Annotated in this window: 21 protein-coding genes; 14 read left to right on the forward strand and 7 right to left on the reverse strand. The window is 70.5% G+C overall.

Annotation, left to right across the window (positions count from 1 at the left end):
- Positions 1 to 136: 136 nt before the first annotated feature.
- Both AB0D59_RS16030 and AB0D59_RS16035 read left to right on the forward strand, forming a co-directional pair.
- Entirely contained in the window at positions 137 to 877 is a 741-nt protein-coding gene (locus tag AB0D59_RS16030; protein ID WP_360490404.1) for a response regulator transcription factor, read from the forward strand.
- Positions 874 to 2,379 carry a HAMP domain-containing sensor histidine kinase gene (locus AB0D59_RS16035; protein ID WP_362565203.1) on the forward strand — a complete coding sequence of 502 codons (1,506 nt, stop codon included), beginning with the start codon at positions 874 to 876 and terminating at the stop codon, positions 2,377 to 2,379. Before AB0D59_RS16030 ends, AB0D59_RS16035 begins: the two co-directional genes overlap by 4 nt.
- 320 nt (positions 2,380 to 2,699) lie before the next feature.
- Here AB0D59_RS16035 and AB0D59_RS16040 read toward each other — a convergent pair whose 3' ends face one another.
- From AB0D59_RS16040 to AB0D59_RS16050, 3 genes are all read right to left on the reverse strand, one after another.
- Positions 2,700 to 3,404 (reverse strand): L,D-transpeptidase family protein, encoded by a 705-nt coding sequence (locus AB0D59_RS16040; RefSeq protein ID WP_362565204.1) that lies wholly within the window; start codon positions 3,402 to 3,404, stop codon positions 2,700 to 2,702.
- Between the two features lie 3 nt (positions 3,405 to 3,407).
- The gene (locus AB0D59_RS16045; protein ID WP_362565206.1) at positions 3,408 to 3,995 is read right to left on the reverse strand and encodes a pyridoxamine 5'-phosphate oxidase family protein; all 588 of its coding nucleotides are present in this window, start codon (positions 3,993 to 3,995) and stop codon (positions 3,408 to 3,410) included.
- 141 nt (positions 3,996 to 4,136) lie between these two features.
- Positions 4,137 to 5,009, reverse strand: coding sequence for a hypothetical protein (locus AB0D59_RS16050; RefSeq protein ID WP_362565207.1), 873 nt, complete (start codon positions 5,007 to 5,009; stop codon positions 4,137 to 4,139).
- Between the two features lie 213 nt (positions 5,010 to 5,222).
- Between AB0D59_RS16050 and AB0D59_RS16055 the strand changes: the two genes are divergently transcribed.
- From AB0D59_RS16055 to AB0D59_RS16075, 5 genes are all read left to right on the forward strand, one after another.
- On the forward strand, positions 5,223 to 6,419 hold the full coding sequence (locus AB0D59_RS16055) for an argininosuccinate synthase (RefSeq protein ID WP_362565208.1): 1,197 nt from the start codon (positions 5,223 to 5,225) through the stop codon (positions 6,417 to 6,419).
- A gap of 98 nt (positions 6,420 to 6,517) precedes the next feature.
- Complete coding sequence (gene argH / locus AB0D59_RS16060) at positions 6,518 to 7,945, forward strand: argininosuccinate lyase (RefSeq protein ID WP_362565210.1); 1,428 nt, start codon at positions 6,518 to 6,520, stop codon at positions 7,943 to 7,945.
- Positions 7,946 to 8,142: 197 nt separating this feature from the next.
- Positions 8,143 to 9,117 carry an aldo/keto reductase gene (locus AB0D59_RS16065; protein WP_362565211.1) on the forward strand — a complete coding sequence of 325 codons (975 nt, stop codon included), beginning with the start codon at positions 8,143 to 8,145 and terminating at the stop codon, positions 9,115 to 9,117.
- Between the two features lie 85 nt (positions 9,118 to 9,202).
- Complete coding sequence (locus AB0D59_RS16070) at positions 9,203 to 9,754, forward strand: helix-turn-helix domain-containing protein (protein ID WP_362565212.1); 552 nt, start codon at positions 9,203 to 9,205, stop codon at positions 9,752 to 9,754.
- Positions 9,751 to 11,283 (forward strand): MFS transporter, encoded by a 1,533-nt coding sequence (locus tag AB0D59_RS16075; RefSeq protein ID WP_362565214.1) that lies wholly within the window; start codon positions 9,751 to 9,753, stop codon positions 11,281 to 11,283. The genes AB0D59_RS16070 and AB0D59_RS16075 overlap by 4 nt, the downstream gene beginning before the upstream one ends.
- A gap of 4 nt (positions 11,284 to 11,287) precedes the next feature.
- Here AB0D59_RS16075 and AB0D59_RS16080 read toward each other — a convergent pair whose 3' ends face one another.
- Positions 11,288 to 12,922, reverse strand: coding sequence for a multicopper oxidase family protein (locus AB0D59_RS16080; protein ID WP_362565215.1), 1,635 nt, complete (start codon positions 12,920 to 12,922; stop codon positions 11,288 to 11,290).
- A 161-nt stretch (positions 12,923 to 13,083) separates the two neighbouring features.
- Complete coding sequence (locus tag AB0D59_RS16085) at positions 13,084 to 13,755, reverse strand: lysophospholipid acyltransferase family protein (protein ID WP_362565216.1); 672 nt, start codon at positions 13,753 to 13,755, stop codon at positions 13,084 to 13,086.
- 320 nt (positions 13,756 to 14,075) lie between these two features.
- Here AB0D59_RS16085 and AB0D59_RS16090 point away from each other — a divergent pair, with 320 nt between their 5' ends.
- From AB0D59_RS16090 to AB0D59_RS16100, 3 genes are all read left to right on the forward strand, one after another.
- Positions 14,076 to 15,260: a glycerophosphodiester phosphodiesterase gene (locus AB0D59_RS16090; RefSeq protein WP_362565218.1), complete on the forward strand. Its 1,185-nt coding sequence runs from the start codon at positions 14,076 to 14,078 to the stop codon at positions 15,258 to 15,260.
- A gap of 74 nt (positions 15,261 to 15,334) precedes the next feature.
- Positions 15,335 to 15,841, forward strand: coding sequence for a sigma-70 family RNA polymerase sigma factor (locus tag AB0D59_RS16095; RefSeq protein ID WP_362565219.1), 507 nt, complete (start codon positions 15,335 to 15,337; stop codon positions 15,839 to 15,841).
- 44 nt (positions 15,842 to 15,885) lie between these two features.
- A complete protein-coding gene (locus AB0D59_RS16100) occupies positions 15,886 to 16,383 on the forward strand; it encodes a GNAT family N-acetyltransferase (protein ID WP_362565221.1) in 498 nt (165 codons plus the stop codon).
- A gap of 66 nt (positions 16,384 to 16,449) precedes the next feature.
- Here AB0D59_RS16100 and AB0D59_RS16105 read toward each other — a convergent pair whose 3' ends face one another.
- Positions 16,450 to 16,869, reverse strand: a complete 420-nt coding sequence (locus tag AB0D59_RS16105; RefSeq protein ID WP_362565223.1) for a hypothetical protein — start codon at positions 16,867 to 16,869, stop codon at positions 16,450 to 16,452.
- Position 16,870: 1 nt separating this feature from the next.
- A complete protein-coding gene (locus AB0D59_RS16110; protein WP_351700601.1) occupies positions 16,871 to 17,230 on the reverse strand; it encodes a hypothetical protein in 360 nt (119 codons plus the stop codon).
- 69 nt (positions 17,231 to 17,299) lie between these two features.
- Here AB0D59_RS16110 and AB0D59_RS16115 point away from each other — a divergent pair, with 69 nt between their 5' ends.
- From AB0D59_RS16115 to AB0D59_RS16130, 4 genes are all read left to right on the forward strand, one after another.
- The gene (locus tag AB0D59_RS16115) at positions 17,300 to 17,947 is read left to right on the forward strand and encodes an HAD family hydrolase (protein ID WP_362565225.1); all 648 of its coding nucleotides are present in this window, start codon (positions 17,300 to 17,302) and stop codon (positions 17,945 to 17,947) included.
- A 321-nt stretch (positions 17,948 to 18,268) separates the two neighbouring features.
- Positions 18,269 to 19,312 (forward strand): ATP-binding cassette domain-containing protein, encoded by a 1,044-nt coding sequence (locus AB0D59_RS16120; protein ID WP_362565226.1) that lies wholly within the window; start codon positions 18,269 to 18,271, stop codon positions 19,310 to 19,312.
- A gap of 20 nt (positions 19,313 to 19,332) precedes the next feature.
- Complete coding sequence (locus AB0D59_RS16125) at positions 19,333 to 20,043, forward strand: methionine ABC transporter permease (RefSeq protein ID WP_362565542.1); 711 nt, start codon at positions 19,333 to 19,335, stop codon at positions 20,041 to 20,043.
- Positions 20,044 to 20,120: 77 nt separating this feature from the next.
- Positions 20,121 to 20,954 carry a MetQ/NlpA family ABC transporter substrate-binding protein gene (locus AB0D59_RS16130; RefSeq protein WP_362565228.1) on the forward strand — a complete coding sequence of 278 codons (834 nt, stop codon included), beginning with the start codon at positions 20,121 to 20,123 and terminating at the stop codon, positions 20,952 to 20,954.
- The last annotated feature ends 88 nt before the right edge of the window (positions 20,955 to 21,042 follow it).

The raw sequence follows: 21,042 nt of genomic DNA on the forward strand, positions 1-21,042 counted from the left end.
CTCCGGTCAGGACGCCACTGTGCAACCCGAACTTCTGAGCAGCCTCTGAACCGGGACCGCCTGAGCCGGCTCAGAGGAAACTCAGAGCACCGGGGGTCCCTCAGCGCGGCTCGAAGGAGCGATGCTGGTAGACGCGATGAACACGACCCGCTCCGGCCGCCCTGCCCTCACCCGACCCGACGGCACCCCGCTCCGGGTCCTCGTCGTCGACGACGACCCCGACCTCGCGGAGGTGCTCACCGGTGCCCTGCGCTACGAGGGCTGGGAGGTCCGCGAGGCCGGCGACGGCGCGACCGCGCTGACCACCGCCCGCGAGCTGCTCCCGGACGCGGTGGTCCTCGACGTGATGCTCCCGGACACCGACGGCTTCGCCGTGCTCCGCTCGCTGCACCAGGTCAAGCCGGATGTCTGTGTGCTCTTCCTCACCGCCCGGGACGCCGTCGAGGACCGCATCACCGGCATCACCGCGGGCGGCGACGACTACGTGACCAAGCCCTTCAGCCTGGAGGAGGTGGTCGCCCGGCTGCGCGGCCTGCTGCGCCGGGCCGGCATGGCCCGCCAGCAGGAGGACGGCCCCCGGCTGGTCGTCGGCGACCTGACCATGGACGAGGAGGCCCGCGAGGTGACCCGGGCGGGCGAGCTGATCGAGCTCTCCCCGACCGAGTTCGAACTCCTCCGCTTCCTGATGCGCAACCCGCGCCGCGTCCTCAGCAAGGCACAGATTCTCGACCGCGTCTGGTCCTACGACTTCGGCGGCCGCGCCCACGTCGTCGAGCTGTACATCTCCTACCTGCGCAAGAAGGTGGACGCGGGCCGTGAGCCCATGATCCACACGGTCCGCGGCGCGGGTTACGTCCTCAAGCCGGTGACCAGGTGAGTCTCGTACGACGGCTACGAGCGCTACGGCGCCTGCCCCGCCCCCGCACCCTCCGCGCCCGCCTCACGGCCGGCCTGGTCGTTCTGCTCGCGCTGAGCTGCGCGGCCGTGGGGATCGCGGCGGTGGTCGAGCTGAACGGCTTCCTCACCGGGCGCCTGGACCAGCAGCTCCAGCAGACCGGGCCGAGCTTCCCGCAGTCGCTGGAACACGGCACGTACAAGCCCAGTGACCGCGACGGCGACGAGCATGGCGACACCCGGCGCCAGGCCGCCGGCACCTTCGGCGCCCGCCTCCTCAACGGCCGGGTCACCAACGCGGCCCTGATCCCGTCCGGCGCCGACCCCGACCTGACCGTCGGCCTCACCGCGGGCGACCGTGCGGCCCTCGCCCGGATTCCGGTGGACGGCAGGGCGCACACGGTCCCCCTCGCCTCGATCCACGACTACCGGCTCCTGGCCTGGACCGGCCGCGACGGCGACGTCCTGATCACCGGTCTGCCCCTGGAACCCGTCCGGGCCACCGTGCACCGCCTGGAACTGGTCTCCGCCGCGGTCTTCGGCCTCGCCCTGGCCGTGGCCGGAGTGGCCGGCGCCCTCTGGGTCCGCTGGTCCCTGCGTCCCCTGAGCCGCGTCGCGGCGACGGCCGCCCGGGTCAGCGAACTCCCGCTCGCCAGCGGCGAGGTGGCCCTGCCGCCCCGCGCCCCCGAGTCCGACCCCCGCGGCGAGGTCGGCCGGATGGCCACCGCGTTCAACCGCATGCTGGGCCACGTCGAGGACGCGCTCACCAAACGCCACGCCAGCGAGGAACGCCTGCGCACCTTCGCGGCCGACGCCAGCCACGAACTGCGTACCCCGGTCGCCTCGGTCCGCGGCCACGCGGAACTGGCGCTGCTCCACCCGGGCCCGCTGCCTCCCGAGATCACCCGGGCCCTGGAACGCATCGCCGCCGAGTCCGCCCGGATGGGCGAGATGGTCGACGACCTCCTCCTGCTGGCCCGCCTGGACGCGGGCCGCCCGCTGGAGAGTCACCCGGTCGACCTCACCCGCCTGACCCTGGACGCGGTCACGGACGCCCGCGCCACGGGTCCCGACCACCGCTGGACCCTGGACCTCCCCGAGGAACCGGTGACGGTGACCGGCGACACGCACCGCCTGCAACAGGTGCTGGCCAACCTGTTGGCCAACGCCCGTCTGCACACCCCTGCGGGCACGAAGGTGACGGTGACGCTGGAGACGGACGGCACCAGGGCGGCCCTCCAGGTCCACGACGACGGCCCCGGCATCCCGCAGGATATCCAGTCCGGCGTCTTCGAACGCTTCACGAGAGCAGAACACCGCCGCCGCGCGGACGCCTCCGGCGGGGGAGCGGGGCTGGGCCTGTCGATCGTGGCGGCGGTGGTGGAGGCGCACCGGGGGACGGTGACCTTGGAGAGCCGCCCGGGCGCGACGACGTTCACGGTCGGACTTCCGGCGACGGGTGCGCGGAGCGCCGCAGAGCTGTGAGGCGGAGCGGCCGGCCTGCGCGGCGGCGTCGGCCGAGGCGAGGCCCGCGTCGGCCGCGGCCCGCCGGTCGCGTGCGGGCTGCCAGTCCGGCAGCCCGAACCAGCCGTGGACGTGGCCGGGCGGGGTCCGGCTGACGGCCTGGCCGCGGGCGTCACGCAACCGCGCCGCATGCGATACGGGAATCGACGAAGTCGACCGTCGCGGTGCGGTTGACGGTCATCTCGATCTCGTGGATCAGGTCTGCCTGGAAGCCGGATGCGCGGCCGGCCTCATGGAACGCGCGGGCCGCACACCGCCCATCCGCGAACGGAGAGGCGGACTCAGTACCGCGTGAGGGCCGTGTCCCCACTCACCGTCCCGACGGCGATATGCGGCCCCTTTCCCGGATCCACCCACCGCACGATCTCCCGCATCGCGTCCACCGGCACGGACACGCACCCTGCGGTGGCCCCGTTCCCGTTGACATGCAGGAAGATCCCGGCCCCGCGCCCCCGGACCGGACGCTCGTAGTTGAACCCGATGACCAGTGCGTACGCGTACTGCGTCCCGTACGACGACAGCCGTTCCGCCTCGGTGGCCCGGCAGTCGGCCGGCAGTGGCTCCACCCAACGGTTGTAAGAAGCCGAGTCGTTGTCCTGGCACCACCAGGAAGTATCCGTCACCGCCCGGTACTTGACGGAGGTACCCGTCGGCGCGGCCTGGAGGCCGAACCCGAACGGAAGGTCGTACAGCCCCGTCGGGGTGGTGTTCGTGTCCTGCTGCCGCGCGGCCCCTTCGGCCAGGCCCTTCGCCCCGAACCGGGCCGCGGCCGTCCCCACCCGCACCCACTGCCCGTCCCGACGCTCCCACCAGGTCAACGTCCCCGAGGTCGAGTTCAGGGCGGACGCCTGCGCGGTGATCAACTGGTCGCCGCCGCCCGTGTCGGCCATACGCGCGGGCAGCGGTGCGGTGTCCCCGTCCCCCGGTGCCGCACCGAGCAGCAGCAGGGACGCGGAGACAAGGGTGACGACGACGCCTGGACGCATGGCTCAGACGGTAGACGGCGGCAGCGGCAACGGCAGCCCGGGTAGGCCATCCAGGCTCACCGCGATGTGGTCCTTCTTCTCGAAGTACGCGCTCAGCGAGGCGTCGTCCTCGCGCGCGAACCGCTTCCCGTGCAGGTCGCGGTCGGCCTCGTACGCCATGTAGGGGACCGCGTAACCGCAGCTGTCCCGGATGAGTTCGGCGTGCACGACGATGATCGCGCGCAGGCCGTGCCGGGCCGGGTCGATGTCCGGGAACCGGGTGAGGAGTTCCCGGAAGCGTGGGTCGTCGCGGAAGACCGCCTCGCCGTGCCCGTGCACCCGCACGATGTTCGGCGGCCCCTGGAACGCGCACCACATCAGGGTGATGCGGCCGTTCTCCCGCAGATGGGCGATGGTCTCGGCGTTGGAGCCGGCGAAGTCCAGGTAGGCCAGGGTGAGTTCGTCCAGTACCACGAAGGAGCCCTGGAGGCCTTTGGGGGAGAGGTTGACCGTGCCGTCGCCCGCGAGCGGGGCGGTCGCGGTGAAGAACAGGGGCTGTTCCTCGATGAACGTGCGGAGCCTGCCGTCGATGCGCTCATAGGTCTTTCCCATACCGGGAAATTATCGGCGCGTTTACTTCGCACGTCTAAGGAGTTCCGGCATCCGGACGACCCCGGGGCCCCATGCCTGCGGACATCACTGTGGCCGCCCCGGCCGGCGCTGTACACGGGGCGGCCACAGCTGCCTGTCACGTCACTTGGTGAGCGTGCAGGCGGCCAGGGTGTCGAGGCCGGTCGGCTTGGTCGAGGTACGGCCGATCGCGATCGCGATCCGGTCGATGGTCGACTTCCGCTTGTCCGCCAGGGGGCCGAGGATCGCGTTCTGCACGAAGTTCGGGCCGCCCTGGCCGACCGTGGTCTGAAGCCGGTTGTCGGCCTCGTCGATCTGAGTCTGGAGCAGAGTGAGGTTCCGGTCGACCTCCGCCTGCGCGGACGCGGGGATCGCCGGCAGCTGCGAGGCGACGTCGGGGCAGGTGATCGTGCCCACCGCGGAGTCGCCGGTGCTCGTGCCGGTGCCGCCGGTCGACTGCTGCTGGGTGGCCGTCGTGCTCGGCGTGGCCGAGGCCGAGGCCGTGCCCGTCGCCGTACCGCTGCCCGTGTCCGTGCCGGTCCCGCTCGCGTTCAGGGTGCACGGCGCCAGCGCGTCCAGGCCGGTCGGCTTGGCGGCCGTACGGCCGATCGCCGTCGCGATCCGGTTGACGGTCGCCACGCGCTTGTCCTTGAGGGGACCGAGGATCGCGTTGTTCACGAAGTTCGGCCCGCCCTGGCCCACCGTGTCGACCAGCCGCTTGTTGGCCTCCTGGATCTGCGTCTGCAGGAGGGTGAGGTTGCGGTCGACCTCGGCCTGCGCGGAGGCGGGGATCGCGGGCAGCTGGGAGGCGACGTCCGGGCAGGTGATGGTGGAGGGCGAGGCGGCGAGGGTGCGCGCGTTGCTCGTGCCACTGCTCTTGTCGGGTGTACCGGCGAGGGCCGAACCGGCGATGACCGCACCGGAGAGCGCCACGGCGGCAGCGCCGCCGATCAGCACGACGCGACGCTTGTTGTACTTCGGAAGAGCCCTGGACATGCGGATGCCTCACTTGGGTCAGAGGTGGGTTTACCAACGCGGCGCCGGCGTTCAGGCATGGGTACGAGAAAGCGGTTTCATTTGTTCAAGTCTCTTTCACAAATCCGCGACATCGCTCGAGAGGTCCTCGTGACCGGAGCGAGTTCGATTGACGAATCATGCAGGGCTCTGCATACTCATGCATAGCAAGTGGATGTACGGGAGGAGGGACCCATGACCGAGCGCGTCGTACTCGCCTACTCGGGCGGGCTGGACACCTCCGTCGCCATCGGCTGGATCGCCGAGGAGACGGGCGCCGAGGTCATCGCCGTCGCGGTGGACGTCGGCCAGGGCGGCGAGGATCTGGACGTCATCCGCAAGCGCGCCCTGGCGTGCGGCGCGGTCGAGGCCGAGGTCGCCGACGCCAGGGACGAGTTCGCCGAGGAGTACTGCCTCCCGGCGATCAAGGCCAACGCCCTCTACATGGACCGCTACCCGCTGGTCTCCGCCCTCTCCCGGCCGGCGATCGTCAAGCACCTGGTCGCCGCCGCCCGCAAGCACGGCGCCACCACGGTCGCCCACGGCTGCACCGGCAAGGGCAACGACCAGGTCCGCTTCGAGGCCGGTATCGTCGCCCTCGCCCCCGACCTGACCTGCATCGCCCCGGTCCGCGACTACGCGATGACCCGCGACAAGGCGATCGCCTTCTGCGAGGCGAAGCGCCTTCCGATCGCGACCACCAAGAAGTCCCCGTACTCCATCGACCAGAACGTCTTCGGCCGCGCCGTCGAGACCGGCTTCCTGGAAGACATCTGGAACGGCCCGATCGAGGACATCTACGAGTACACCCAGAACCCGGCCACCCCGCGCGAGGCGGACGAGGTGGTCATCACCTTCGAGCAGGGCGCCCCGGTCGCGATCGACGGCAGGCCCGTCACCGTGCTCCAGGCGATCCAGGAGCTGAACGAGCGCGCCGGTGCCCAGGGCGTCGGCCGGATCGACATGGTCGAGGACCGGCTGGTCGGCATCAAGTCCCGCGAGGTGTACGAGGCTCCGGGCGCCATCGCGCTCATCACGGCCCACCAGGAACTGGAGAACGTCACCGTCGAGCGCGAACTCGCCCGCTACAAGCGGCAGGTGGAGCAGCGCTGGGGCGAACTCGTCTACGACGGCCAGTGGTTCTCCCCGCTCAAGCGCGCCCTGGAGGGCTTCGTCGACGAGGCGAGTCAGCACGTCTGCGGTGACATCCGGATGACGCTGCACGGTGGCCGCGCGGTCGTCACCGGCCGCCGCTCCGACTCCTCCCTCTACGACTTCAACCTCGCCACCTACGACACCGGCGACTCGTTCGACCAGGCCGCGGCCAAGGGCTTCATCGACATCTACAGCCTGTCGTCCAAGATCGCGGCGCAGCGTCAACTGCGGGCGTAGCCCGCCGCGACGTCCGGCCGGCAGTAGCGTGACAACCGCCTCCCCGTTCATGGCCGGGGAGGCGGCGCCACATCCGTATCTCTCTAGGAGCAACGCAAGTGAGCAGCAACAGCGGTGACGTACGGCTCTGGGGCGGCCGTTTCGCCGACGGACCCGCCGAGGCCCTGGCCAAGCTGTCCGCGTCCGTCCACTTCGACTGGCGGCTCGCGCCCTACGACATCGCCGGTTCGCGTGCCCACGCGCGCGTCCTGCACAAGGCGGGCCTGCTCACCGAGGACGAACTCCAGCGCATGATCGCCGGCCTCGACCTGCTGGAGGCCGATGTCGCCGACGGTTCCTTCGTGGGCACCATCGCCGACGAGGACGTCCACACGGCCCTGGAGCGCGGCCTCCTGGAGCGCCTCGGCCCCGACCTCGGCGGCAAGCTCCGCGCCGGCCGCTCCCGCAACGACCAGGTGGCGACCCTCTTCCGGATGTACCTCCGGGACCACGCCCGGGTGATCGGCGGTCTGATCGCCGACCTCGAGGACGCCCTGATCGGCCTCGCGGAGGCCCACCCGGACGTGGCCATGCCCGGCCGCACCCATCTCCAGCACGCCCAGCCGGTGCTCTTCGCCCACCATGTCCTGGCCCACGTCCAGTCCCTGTCCCGGGACGCGGAGCGGCTGCGTCAGTGGGACGAGCGCACGGCCGTCTCCCCGTACGGCTCCGGCGCCCTCGCGGGCTCCTCGCTCGGCCTGGACCCGGAGGCGGTCGCCGCGGACCTCGGCTTCGAGCACGGCAGCTCCGCGAACTCCATCGACGGCACGGCCTCCCGCGACTTCGTGGCGGAGTTCGCCTTCATCACCGCGATGATCGGGGTGAACCTCTCCCGGATCGCCGAGGAGATCATCATCTGGAACACGAAGGAGTTCTCCTTCGTCACCCTGCACGACGCCTTCTCCACGGGCTCGTCGATCATGCCCCAGAAGAAGAACCCGGACATCGCGGAGCTGGCCCGCGGCAAGTCGGGCCGCCTGATCGGCAACCTGACCGGCCTCATGGCCACCCTCAAGGCCCTGCCCCTCGCCTACAACCGCGACCTCCAGGAGGACAAGGAGCCGGTCTTCGACTCCTGCGACCAGCTGGAGGTCCTGCTCCCCGCCTTCACGGGCATGATGGCCACCCTCACCGTCAACCGTGAGCGCATGGAGGAACTGGCCCCGGCCGGCTTCTCCCTCGCCACCGACATCGCGGAGTGGCTGGTCAAGCAGGGCGTCCCGTTCCGCGTGGCCCACGAGGTGGCCGGCGAGTGCGTCAAGGCGGCCGAGGCCGAAGGCAAGGAGCTGGACGAGCTGACGGACGACCAGTTCGCGAAGATCAGCGCCCACCTGACCCCCGAGGTCCGCTCGGTCCTCAACGTCCCCGGCGCCCTCGCCTCCCGCAACGGCAGGGGCGGCACGGCCCCGAGCGCGGTGGCGGTACAACTGGCGGAGATCAAGGCAGACGTGGCCCAGCAGCACGAGTGGGCCGACGCGAAGAAGTAGAACTTTCAGCGCCCGAGCGTCAGCGCCCCGTCAGGGGCGCGGGGCGTTATCGATGTGCGGCTCCGCCGCGTGGGCACGAGCAACCACGAAGCACCCGCACTCGCGAATGCTCCGCACCCCCTCGAGCTCTGAGGCGAAGGTCATCGCGGGTTACGTTGGTCAGGAGCCGAACCGCAGCCGACCCGACGGAGCCCGTGATGCCCTTCGCCCGCCTAGCGACCGCGACCACGCCGACCTCCCACATCGGCCTCGGCCTCGCCGCAGTCGCCCGCCCCGGCTACATCAACCTCGGCCGCGAGGAGGACCTCGGCGAGGACCGCAGTGTCGGTGCCCTCCGCCACCGCACGCACGAACTCCTCGACGCCGCCTACGCCCAGGGCGTCCGCTACTTCGACGTGGCCCGTTCCTACGGCCGCTCCGAGGAGTTCCTCGCCGACTGGCTGAACACCCGCCCCGACGCCGCCGCCGACGTGGTCGTCGGCAGCAAATGGGGCTACACCTACACCGCCGGCTGGTCGGCGGACGCCGAGACCCACGAGGTCAAGGACCACAGCGTCCAGACCTACGACCGCCAGCGCGCCGAGACCGCCGAACTCCTCGGCGACCACCTCGACCTCTACCAGATCCACTCGGTGACCCCGGACAGCCCGGCCCTCGCCGACAAGGAGCTGCACGCCCGCCTCGCGGAAGCGGCCGCCACCGGCCTCACCGTCGGCTTCTCCACCAGTGGCCCCGCCCAGGCCGACGCCGTCCGCGCCGCCCTCGCCGTCACGGTCGACGGCGAGCCCCTCTTCCGTACCGTCCAGTCGACGTACAACGCCCTGGAGACCTCGGCAGGACCCGCCCTCGCCGAGGCGCACGACGCCGGACTGACGGTGATCGTGAAGGAGGGCATGGCCAACGGCCGCCTGGCCGCCCCGCACGCCCCCGACGCGCTGCGGGCCGTGGCCGAGGAGACCGGCCTCGGCTGCGACGCCGTGGCCCTCGCCGTCGTCCTGCGGCAGCCCTGGGCCGGAGTCGTCCTCTCCGGCGCGGCGACGCTCACCCAGCTCGACTCCAACCTCCACGCGGCCGCGGTCGACCTCGACGAGGACCAGCTGACCCGCCTCGCCACCCTGGTCGAGGAGCCGCACGCCTACTGGGAGCGCCGCGGCAGCCTGCCCTGGCACTGACACGAAACCACCCCTGACCGGCCACCCGTGAGTCACGCACGCCCATAATGAGACATGGATGTCTCACATGGGTTACTCTTGTCTCATGGCCCTCGATCGTGAGCAGGTGCTGCGCAGCGCGGCCGCCCTGCTGACCCGCAAATCCACCGCGACCATGGACGAGGTCGCCAAGGCCGCCGGGATCAGCCGGGCCACCCTGCACCGGCACTTCGCGGGCCGGGACGCGCTCGTCCGCGCACTGGAGGCGCTCGGCATCGAGGAGTGCGACGCGGCCCTGGACGCGGCCCGTCTGGACGAGGGCCCGGCGGCCGACGCCGTCCACCGCCTGGTCCGCGAGATCGAACCGGCCGCCGGCCTGCTGGCCTTCCTCTACACCGAGAACCAGCTCTTCGAGGGCGAGCAGCAGAACCAGGGCTGGACCCGCATCGACGACCGCATCGCGGCCCTCTTCCGACGCGGCCAGCAAAACGGCGAGTTCCGTATCGACCTCACCCCCGCCTGGCTCACCGAGGCGCTGTACGGGTTGCTCGCCTCCGCCGCCTGGGCGGTGACGGAGGGCAGGGTCGCCCCCAAGGACTTCACCCACATGATCGTCGAGCTGCTGCTCGGCGGTGCACGACGAAGAGAGGAATCATGACCAGCACCGTGCGGCCGGCGTTCGCCACGGAGACGGAGGAGAAGCGCCCGGGCCGCTGGCTCGCGCTCTCCGTCCTGGTGCTTGCCGTGTTGCTGGTAGCCGTCGACGCGACCGTCCTCGGCCTTGCGACCCCCTACATCAGCGAGGACCTCGAACCCTCCGGCACCCAGCTGCTCTGGATCGGTGACGTCTACTCGTTCGTCATCGCGGGACTGCTGGTCTCCATGGGCAGCCTCGGCGACCGCATCGGCCGCAAGCGGATCCTGCTCGGCGGCGCGACGGCGTTCGGCGCGGTATCCGTGCTGAACGCGTACGCGACGACCCCCGGGATGCTGATCGCGGCCCGCGCTCTGCTGGGCGTCGCCGGCGCGACCCTGATGCCCGCCACCCTCGCCCTGATCCGCAACCTCTTCCACGACCCGCACGAGCGCAGCCTCGCCGTCGGCATCTGGGGCGCCACCGCCTCCGCCGGTACGGCCGTCGGCCCGATCGTGGGCGGCTTCCTGCTCGAACACTTCTGGTGGGGCTCGGTCTTCCTCATCAACCTGCCGGTGATGGTGGTCCTGGTCCTCGTCGGCATCAGGACGCTCCCCGAGTCCCGCAACCCCGACCCCGGCCCCTGGGACCTGATCAGTGTCGTACTGTCGCTGGTCGGCATGATCGCGGTCGTGTACGCGGTGAAGGAGGCCGCGACCCACGGCCTCACCGGAGTCACCGCGGCCACCGCCCTCCTCGGCACCGCGGCCCTCTACGGCTTCGTCCGCCGTCAGCTCACCATGCCCAAGCCCCTGCTGGACATGCGGCTGTTCCGCCGGCGCGGCTTCAGCGGCGCGGTCCTCGCCGACCTGCTGACCGTGCTCGGCATGTCGGGCCTGGTGTTCTTCCTCTCCCAGTACCTGCAACTGGTCCAGGGCAGGCACCCGTTCGAGGCGGGCCTGGCCGAACTCCCGGCCGCCGTGGGTGCGGTGGCGGCGGGCCTGGTGGCCGGCCGGGCGGCCCGCCGCCACTCGGTACGCGCGGTGGTCTCCGGCGGCCTGGCCGGCGTCGGCGTGGCCCTCGCGGCGCTGACCACGCTCTCGCAGTCCACCGGCTACCCGATCCTCGGCGCGGCCCTCCTGGTGGTCGGCGTCGGCGCCGGCTTCTCCTTCACGGTCACGGCGGACGTGATCCTCTCCAGCGTCCCCAAGGACCAGGCCGGTGCCGCCTCCGCGGTCTCCGAGACGGCGTACGAACTGGGCGCGGCCCTGGGCATCGCCCTCCTCGGCTCGATCGTGATGGGCGTCTACCGCGGATTCCCGGCCCCGGCGGGCACGCCGGCCGCCGCCCACGAATCCCTGGGCGCGGCGGTGCAGGCATCGACGGCCATGCCCCCGCACACGGCCGCCGAGATGCTGGCGGCGGCCCGGGACTCCTTCGTGCACGGCCTGCACCTGGCCTCGGGCGCGGGCGCCGTGGTCCTGCTGGCGACGGCGGCGGCGGCCTGGTTCTTGCTGAAGGGGCAGAAACTGGAAGGCGCCCTGTCGGCGTGACGCCTCACTTCTGGTAGCCGAGCACCGTCATCATCCCGCTCTCCGAGTGGTACTGGTTGTGGCAGTGCAGCATCCACAACCCGGGGTTGTCGGCGTCGAAGTCGAGCACCAGCTTGCGGTGCGGCAGCACGATCGTCGTGTCCTTCCGGGCCCCCGCCGAGTTCAGCCCGGTGACCGAGAACGTGTGCCCGTGCAGATGCATCGGATGCCACATGTCGGTCGCGTTGATGAGCGTCAGCCGCACCCGCTCACCGGCCCGCACCGCATGCCGCTGCCGCACGTCGTACGGCTTGTGGTCGAACCCCCAGTCGTACCTCTCCATCGTGCCCGTGATCCTGATCCGCAGGTCGCGGTCGGGTACCCGGTCGTCCATGCGGACGGACTCGGCCGGCAGCAGCCGGCGGGCCGGCACGACCTCGCGGTCCAGCTCGTTCGGGCGGGCATCCGGCGCCGGAAGGTTTCTTCCCTTGTTGGTACGGAGGATCGCGAGCGCCTTGCCCTTCTTGCCCTCGGCGAGTGCGACCAGCGGGAAGACGCCGTCCTTGGCGGTGACGAGGACGTCGTACCGCTCGGCCATGCCGATGAGCAGGGCGTCGGTCTTCGTGTGCTGCACGGGGTAGCCGTCGGTGTGGGTGACGGTCATGGCGTGGTCGCCCAGCGCGACCCGGAAGGCCGTCTCGGAGCCCGCGTTGATGAGGCGGATCCGGACGCGGTCACCGGGGTTGCAGCGGAAGACGGAGGGGTCGGTGCGCAGCCGCCCGTTGGCCAGGTAGTGGGGGTAGGCGACGTTGCCGCCCTCGCCGTGCAGCATGCTGCTGTGGGAGTCGCGCAGCACCCGGTCGGGGCCCATCCGCTTCTTGGACTTGGACGGTGCCGAGGGCGCCTTCGCCGACCGGTGCGGGCTCGGACTGCCGTGGCCGGGGCCCATGCCCATCCCCATGCCCATCCCCATGGAGCCGCCGGGCTTGAGCTGGTCGAGCACCTGCTCGGGGTCGGAGCCGTCGATGTCGTCGACCCAGTCGTCCAGGACGACGACCCACTCCTTGTCGTAGGCGAGGGGCTCCTTCGGGTCGTCGACGATGAACGGCGCGTACAGGGCGCGGTCGGGCTGCATACCGACGTGCGAGTGGAACAGGTACGTGCCCGGGTGGGCGGCGACGAAGCGGTAGACGAAGTCCGTCCCCGGCTCGATGGGCGGCTGGGTCAGATCCGGAGCACCGTCCATGTCGCAGCGCAGCCGCACCCCGTGCGCGTGCAACGTGGTCTTCTCGGCCAGCCGGTTGCTGACGGTCAGGCTCAGGACGTCACCGGCGGTGACACGCACCAGCGGACCCGGAACCGACTCGTTGTAGGCCCAGCTGTGCACCGACCGCCCGCCCAGGTCCAGCATGCTCTCGGCGGCCGTGAACGTGACCATGCGGACGGGGCCGGAGCCGCGCTTCCGCTCGGCCGCGAGCACCTCTGGATCCGACGGGTTGACAAACCCCTTGGGCCCCTGCGGGACGAATGCCGCGGTCCGGGCCGTGTGCTGCGGGCCGGATCGCGAGGGGGAGTCGGAGTCGGAACAAGCAGCCAGGAGCCCCGCGCCGGCGGCAGCGAACGGAGCACTGAGCAGGGTACGCCGAGAAGGTTTCTGCATGTCTGAATAAGACATGCTGTGTGCTCATATGGCCGGTAAATGCGGAAGAATGACCGAAGTGTCGGGTCAGATTCCACCGCCAGGCGGACGTGGACGGATGTCAGGCGGATGGCAGACAGAAGGGCACAGACCCCGGTCCGTGCCCTTCCGCCGAAAGAGTGTCAGGCGGCCTTCGCCTTCGTGGCGTACATGTCCACGTACTCCTGCCCGGACAGCCGCATGACCTCGGCCATCACCGAGTCGGTCACGGCCCGCAGCACATAGCGGTCCCGGTCCATCCCCTCGTACCGGGAGAACTCCATGGCCTCGCCGAACCGGACGGTGACCTTGCCCGGCCGCGGGAGGCCCGCGCCGCCCGGCTGCAGCTTGTCCGTGCCGATCATCGCGAACGGCACCACCGGCGCGCCGGTCATCAGCGTCAGCCGCGCGATCCCGGTACGGCCCCGGTACAGCCGACCGTCGGGGGAGCGGGTGCCCTCCGGGTAGATCCCGAAGATCCTGCCCTCGTCCAGGACCCGCTTGCCGGTCATCAGTGCGGCGACACCGCCGCTCGCGCCGTCCCGGTCCACCGGGATCATGCCGACGCCGGTGAAGAACCAGGCCATCAGCCGGCCCTTGAAGCCCTTACCGGTGACGTACTCGTCCTTGCCGATGAAGAACACCTGCCGCTTGCTGACCAGCGGCAGGATCATCGAGTCGATGAACGTGAGGTGGTTCCCGGCGAGGATCACCGGACCGTCTCCCGGGATGTGCTCCACGCCCTCCACCTGGAGGCGGAACATCAGGCGCATGATCGGTCCGAGCCCTGCCTTGATGAGCGCGAAGCGGGACAACGGGTCCTCCGATGTCGAGGGGCGGTATGAGTCTGTGCAGGTGAGGACATTACTCGCGGCCCCATGGGGAGCGCACATCGAGTACGGCCGGTTCACCGAGGTCTTACGCACTGTTGACGCTGGTTTACCTGCGGTGCCGCCCGGGAGCCGGCTTGCGGCGAGGCCACGGCGATGTGACGGAAATCGCCGACGGACCGTCAGGACACGCCGTCCACCAGCCATACGGCGTCACCCGGGCGTTGGGCCGGCGGTCTCCCGTCGGTCATGTCGGCAGCCCTACGATCAGCCGGAATCCACGGGTGAAGGTCAGGAGGGCGCTCATGAACACGAACGAGTCGAACGAGCGGACGCAGGTGAACGGCACCACCGGACGGCGGGCGCTGCTCGGAGCGGCGATGCTCGGCGCCGGCGGAGCGGTCCTCGGACTGCCCGGCGCCGCCAGAGCGGCCGAGGCGAAGCGGTCCGGCCACGGCCACGGCGGCCTGAAGAGCCTGCCGAAGCCGACGATCATCGGCCACCGCGGGGCCAGCGGCTACCGCCCGGAGCACACCTTCGGCTCCTACAACCTGGCCCTCGGCCTCGGCGCCGACGTCGTCGAGGCCGGCGACCTGTGTCCTACCAAGGACGGCCACCTGGTCTGCCGCCACGAGCCGGAGATCGGCGGCACCACGGACGTCGCCGACCACAAGGAGTTCGCCGACCGCAAGGCCACCAAGGTCCTGGACGGCGTCCCCACCACCGGCTGGTTCACCGAGGACTTCACGCTCGCTGAGCTGAAGACGCTGCGCGCGATCGAGCGCATACCGGCCAACCGCCCGCACAACACGCTCTACAACGGCCACTGGGAGATTCCCACCTTCGAGGAAGTCCTCAAGTGGCAGGACGAGCAGACCCGCAAGCGCGGCAAGCAGGTCTGGATCTACCCCGAGACCAAGCACCCCACCTACTTCCGCAAGCTGGGCCTCGGTCTCGAGGAGCGGGTCGCCAAGCTGCTGCGCAAGTACGGCAAGGACAAGCGGAACTCGCCGGTCATCCTGCAGTCCTTCGAGCCGACCAGCATCCAGCGCCTGAACACGCTGGTCGACAACCCGCTGGTCGTGCTGCTCTCCGCGGCGAACACCCAGCCCTACGACTTCGTCGCGACCGGCGACCCGCGCACCGTCGCCGACCTGATCACGCCGAAGGGCCTGCGGGAGATCGCCGGCTACGCGCAGGGCATCGGCCCCACCCTCGACCTGGTCATCCCGAAGGACGCGGGCGGCGACTTCACCACGCCGAGCACGCTGGTCGCGGACGCGCACAAGGTGGGCCTGATCCTGCACCCCTACACCATGCGCAACGAGAACCCCTTCCTGCCGCCGGCCTACCGCAAGGGCAGCGACGTCACCGCGTACGGCGATGTCTTCCCGGTCTTCCAGACCTACTTCGAGACCGGCATCGACGGCGTCTTCTCGGACAACGCCGACACCGCGGTCCTGGCCCGCGACGCCTTCGTCAACGGCTGAGCCCCCGCGCCCCGTTCGGGGTGTCTCCCGGCCGCCCCGGCAACCTGTCCCGGGGCGGCCGCGTCGTTCCGCACATGACGCACGACCTGGTTGCCGCCCTGGGCCCCCTGCTCACCGCCGAGGCCTCGGCCGAGGCGTACGCCTGCGGAAGCGACGCCGGCGACCTGGAACAGACCGTCTGGCTCCGCCTCCTGGAGCGGCTGGAGACCCACGGCCCGCCCCGTGCCCCCGAGGACTGGCTGCGCAGAGCCGTCCGCGCCGAGTCCCGCCGCACCCGCCGTACGGCACGCCGCGAACGCCCCTACGGCACCGAACCCGCCGACCACACCACTCCCACGCCCGAACAGCGCGTCCTCGCCACCGCGCACCGCCGTGCCGTGCGCGAGGCGGTCGCCCGCCTCCCCGGCCGCTGCCCCCGACTCCTTGAGGCCCTGCTCTCCCCGAAGGACCTGACATACCGGGAGATCGCGGGGGAGTTGGGTATCTCACAGGGCAGTCTGGGACCGGAACGTTCCAGATGTCTGGGATGTCTGCGCCGATTGTTGACGCCGGAGGTTGCGTCCCGCGAAGCGCGGGGATAGGAGTGGGAACGACAGGCGATCAGGTGAGCGGGAGGCGTGCGCACATGGGCATGAGCGTGACCATCTCGGTGGCGACCGAGCAGGATGCAGAGCAGATCTTCAGGCTCCAGTACCTGTGCTTCCAGAGCGAGGCGGCGCTGTACGGCAACTACCGCATCGACCCCCTCGTCCAGAGCCTCGACTCGGTCCGCCAGGAGCTCGCCACCGACTGCGTCTTCGTCGCCCGACTCGGCGAGGAGGTCGTCGGCTCGGTCCGCGGCTCGGTCACCGAGGACGGCGCCGCCGCCATCGGCAAACTCTGCGTCCACCCCCGCCTCCAGGGCCACGGCATCGGCGCGCGGCTGCTGCGCGCGGCCGAGGCGGCGCTGGTCGAGGAGCGCGGCGCCAAGAGGTTCCGCCTCTTCACCGGCCACCGCAGCGAGGGCAACCTCCGCCTGTACCGCCGGGTCGGCTACGAAACGGTGGGCACGTCGAAGGGCGCGGACGGCGTCCCGATGATCGTCCTGGAGAAGCCGGCCGGTGCTTACGCAGCGACGGCTTGACAACTACCCCAGGGGCGCGAGGAACTGCGCGACCGGCCATGACGCACCCGCTGTCGCGCACGTTCCTCAGGCCGCTTCCCCCTTGGCGCCCTTCCGCAACCAGTACAACGCGGAAATCGGCAACAGCACAGGAATGAACACGTACCCCATGCCGTAGTCGGACCACACGGTCGCGTCCGGGAACGCGGACGGGTCGACCACGGTCCACGTACCCACGATCAGCACCCCGGCGAGCTCGGCGGCACAGCACACCTGCGCCGCCCTGCGCGCCGCCTCGCCACCCCTCACCAGCGTGTACGTGATGAACCCGTACACCACCCCCGCGACCGCCGACAGCGAGTACGCGAGCGGCGCCCGGTCGAATCCGGTCGCGATCTGGTACACGGATCGCGACACGGCCCCGACGACCATCACACCGTAGAACCACACGAGAAGCGTGCCCGGCCCACTGGTGAGCCGCTTCGGCCTCTGCTCCACGGTCGTCATCTCACCCTCCCCAGATGTCATAGAGCCGCACCTCCAGCACGGCCAGCACCACACCGCCCGCGGCGACCGTCACGGAGCCCCACCGGGTCCGCTCGGCCAGCGACATGAAGCCCGCCGCCGGGACGCACGCGAAGGCGCCCACCAGATACGCCACGAAGATCGTCGTACCCTGCGCCGGCTTGTCGCCCCGGGCCAGCAGCACGATCCCGGCCACCAGCTGGATCACCGCCAGCACCGACACCACGGCCATCCCGATGAAGTGCCAGTCCTTCGTCGGCTGGTCCCGGTACGCGGCCCAGCCGCACCACGCGGCGAGCAGCAGCGCGGCGACTCCGGTCACCAGCAACAGGGCATTGAGCATGCGGTGACCTTATTACGGCGGAAACGGCCCCACGCCGTCACCCCTGCCGTACACCGTAGGGTCTAGACCATGACGATCCACGCACAAGCCCTGCTTTTCGACAACGACGGCACCCTGGTCTCCTCCCTCGACTCCGTGGAGCGCTGCTGGACCCGCTGGGCGGCGGAGTACGGCGTCACCGAGGAGTTCGCCCGAGTCGAACTGCACGGCCGGACCGCCGCGGACATCGTCGCCGACCTGCTCCCCGCCCACCTCGTCCCGGAGGCCGTCGCCCGGGTCGAGCAGCTGGAGGTGGAGGACGTCCCGGACGGCGGTGTCCGGCTGCTTCCCGGCACCACCGCCCTCCTCGACTCCCTCCCCGCCGACCGCTGGGCCGTCGTCACCTCGGCCACCCGCCGGCTCGCCGAGGCCCGCCTGGACGCGGTCGGGATACGGCCGAAGACGCTGATAGCCGCGGACGACATCACCCGCGGCAAGCCCGACCCCGCGCCCTATCTCCTCGCCGCCCGCCGGCTGGGCGTCGACCCGGCCCGCTGTGTGGTCTTCGAGGACGCCCCGGCCGGACTCCAGGCGGGCCGCGCAGCCGGGATGACCACCGTGGCGTTGGCCACAACCCACCAGGCACACGAGCTGGACGCGGACCTCGTGGTGCAGGACCTCTCGGCCCTGTCGGCACTGGTCACCGACCACCTCGTCGAGATCGCCACGCGCCGCTGACGGACGTCCGCCGCCGTCCAGCATGCGGACAGCGGCGGGCTGTCAGGACCGTAGGTCTGGTTTACTGATCGCATGACCACGACGAGCGACCGCACCCCTGCGACCGAGGCGACCATGACGCCCGGTGCTCGTTGTATGTGTCGAATGTGCGCCTTCTAGAGGGCCCCCGCACCACCCCAGAGCCTCGCGCCCCGAAGCGAGCCGCCGCCGTGGCCTGTCCGTACGCCCTGAGCCGTATGTGACCCGGCTGCCCCCGCGCACATTTTCCCTCCCGTACCAGGGCACACCCACGCCCGCGTACTCGACAGTGATGGAATCCCAGTGATCACCACAACGGGCCTGACGAAGATCTATCGGTCCCACCGTTCCCACGGCCGCGAGGTCACCGCCCTCGACGGCGTCGATCTGCACGTCCGCGAGGGCGAGGTGTACGGCGTGATCGGCCAGTCCGGCGCCGGCAAGTCCTCGCTCATCCGCTGCGTCAACCTCCTGGAGCGTCCCACCGCCGGCACCGTGACGGTCGACGGCCAGGACCTCACCGCCCTCGCCGGACGCGGCCCCCGGGCCGGCCGGGAGCTGCGGCAGGCGCGCAGCCGTATCGGCATGGTCTTCCAGCACTTCAACCTGCTCTCCTCCCGGACCGTCCAGGACAACGTCGAGCTGCCGCTCGAAATCCTCGGCATCTCAGGGAAGGAACGTTCCCGCAAGGCGCTGGAGCTGCTCGACCTGGTCGGGCTCGACGACAAGGCGAAGGCCTACCCGGCCCAGCTCTCCGGCGGCCAGAAGCAGCGCGTCGGCATCGCCCGCGCACTCGCCGGCGACCCCAAGGTGCTGCTCTCCGACGAGGCCACCAGCGCCCTCGACCCGGAGACCACCCGCTCCATCCTCCAGCTGCTGCGCGACCTGAACCGGCAGTTGGGCCTGACCGTCCTGCTCATCACGCACGAGATGGACGTGGTGAAGTCGATCTGCGACTCGGCCGCCCTCATGGAGAAGGGACGCATCGTCGAGTCCGGGACCGTCAGCGAGCTGCTCGGCACGCCCGGTTCCGAGCTGGCCGCCGCGTTGTTCCCGGTCGGCGGCGAGGCCTCCGGTGACGACCGCACCGTCCTGGACGTCACCTTCCACGGCGAGGCCGCCACCCAGCCGGTCATCTCCCAGCTCTCCCGCACCTACAACATCGACATATCGATCCTCGGCGCCGCCATCGACACCGTCGGCGGCCTCCAGATCGGCCGGATGCGCATCGAACTGCCCGGCCGCTACGAGGAGAACGTGGTGCCCATCGGCTTCCTGCGCGAACAGGGCCTGCAGATCGACGTGGTGGGCCAGGAGCCCGCGCTGGTGAAGGAAGGTGCCAAGTGAGCTGGACTGACTGGTCTGCGATGCAGCCGCTGCTGTCCCAGGCGTGTTGGGACACCCTCTACATGGTCGGCTGGTCCACGCTGATCGCCGTGGTCGGCGGACTCCCGCTCGGCGTCCTGCTCGTCCTCACCGACCGCGGCGGACTGCTCCAGAACGTGCTGGCCAACAAGGTCATCGGGCAGATCGTGAACGTCGCCCGCTCGATGCCGTTCATCATCCTCATGGTCGCGCTGATGAACTTCACGCGCTCGATCACCGGGACCACCATCGGCCGTGAGGCGGCCATCGTGCCGCTCGCCATCGGCGCGATCCCCTTCTTCGCGCGGCTGGTCGAGACGGCTGTCCGCGAAGTGGACGGCGGGCTCGTCGAGGCCGTGCAGTCGATGGGCGGCAACACCTGGACCGTCGTGCGCAAGGTGCTCGTACCGGAGTCGCTGCCCTCGCTCATCTCCTCCACCACGACCACGATCGTCGCGCTCATCGGATACTCGGCCATGGCCGGCACGGTCGGCGCCGGCGGGCTCGGCGACATCGCGATCCGCTACGGCTACCAGCGCTTCGAGACCGAGCTGATGTGGATCACCGTGGCGATCCTCGCCGTCGTCATCTCGCTCATCCAGTTCGCCGGCGACTACACGGCCCGCTCCCTGCACCGCCGCGGCGGCCAGTCAGGCCCGGTGCCGAAGCTGCGGCTGCTGAAGGCCTCCACGGCCGCCGGCAAGACCGTCTGAGCCCCCGGCACCCTCCCGCAGATTTCCCCGCACCACCCATCGCGGGGTCGCTCCATCCTTAAGGAAAGGCACTTTTCGTGCGTAACACCGCCAAACTCACCGCCGCCGTCCTCGCCGCCGGAGCCCTCACCTTCGGGCTCACCGCCTGCGGCTCGGACAAGGACTCCGCGTCCTCCTCCGACTACAGCGGACCGCTGGTCGTCGCCGCGAGCCCGACCCCGCACGCCGAGATCCTGAACTACGTCAAGGACAACCTGGCGAAGAAGGCCGGACTCGACCTGGAGGTCAAGGAGTTCCAGGACTACATCGTGCCGAACACGGCGACCGAGGACGGCTCGGTGGACGCCAACTACTTCCAGAACCAGCCCTACCTCGACGACTTCAACAAGAAGCGCGGCACCCACATCGTGCCCGTCGTCACGGTGCACCTGGAGCCGCTCGGCCTTTACTCCCACAAGGTCAAGAGCGCCGACGCGCTGAAGAGCGGTGCGACCGTCGCCGTCCCGAACGACGCGGTGAACGAGGCACGTGCCCTCAAGCTGCTGGCCGCCAACGGGCTCATCACCCTCAAGGACGGCGCCGGCAGCGAGGCGACCCCGCAGGACATCGCCAAGAACCCGAAGAACCTCCAGTTCAAGGAGGTCGAGGCGGCCCAGACCGCGCGCTCCCTGGACGACGTGGACGCCGCGGTGATCAACGGCAACTACGCCATCTCGGCCGGTATCAAGCCCGCCAAGGACGCCCTCGTCCTGGAGTCCGCGAAGAACAGCCCGTACGGCAACTTCCTCGCCGTGAAGAAGGGCAACGAGAAGGACCCGCGAGTGAAGAAGCTCGCCAAGCTCCTCACGTCGCCCGAGGTCAAGAAGTTCATCGAGGACAAGTACCAGGGCTCGGTCATCCCGTCCTTCTGATCGCCTTTCGGCGGCACGTATACGGCGTATCGCCACGCACGGGGTCCACTCGCTCACCGCGGGTGGACCCCGTCGTGCGGTTCAGTGG

It is taken from the genome of Streptomyces sp. NPDC048417, assembly GCF_040651615.1.
GTDB lineage: Bacteria > Actinomycetota > Actinomycetes > Streptomycetales > Streptomycetaceae > Streptomyces.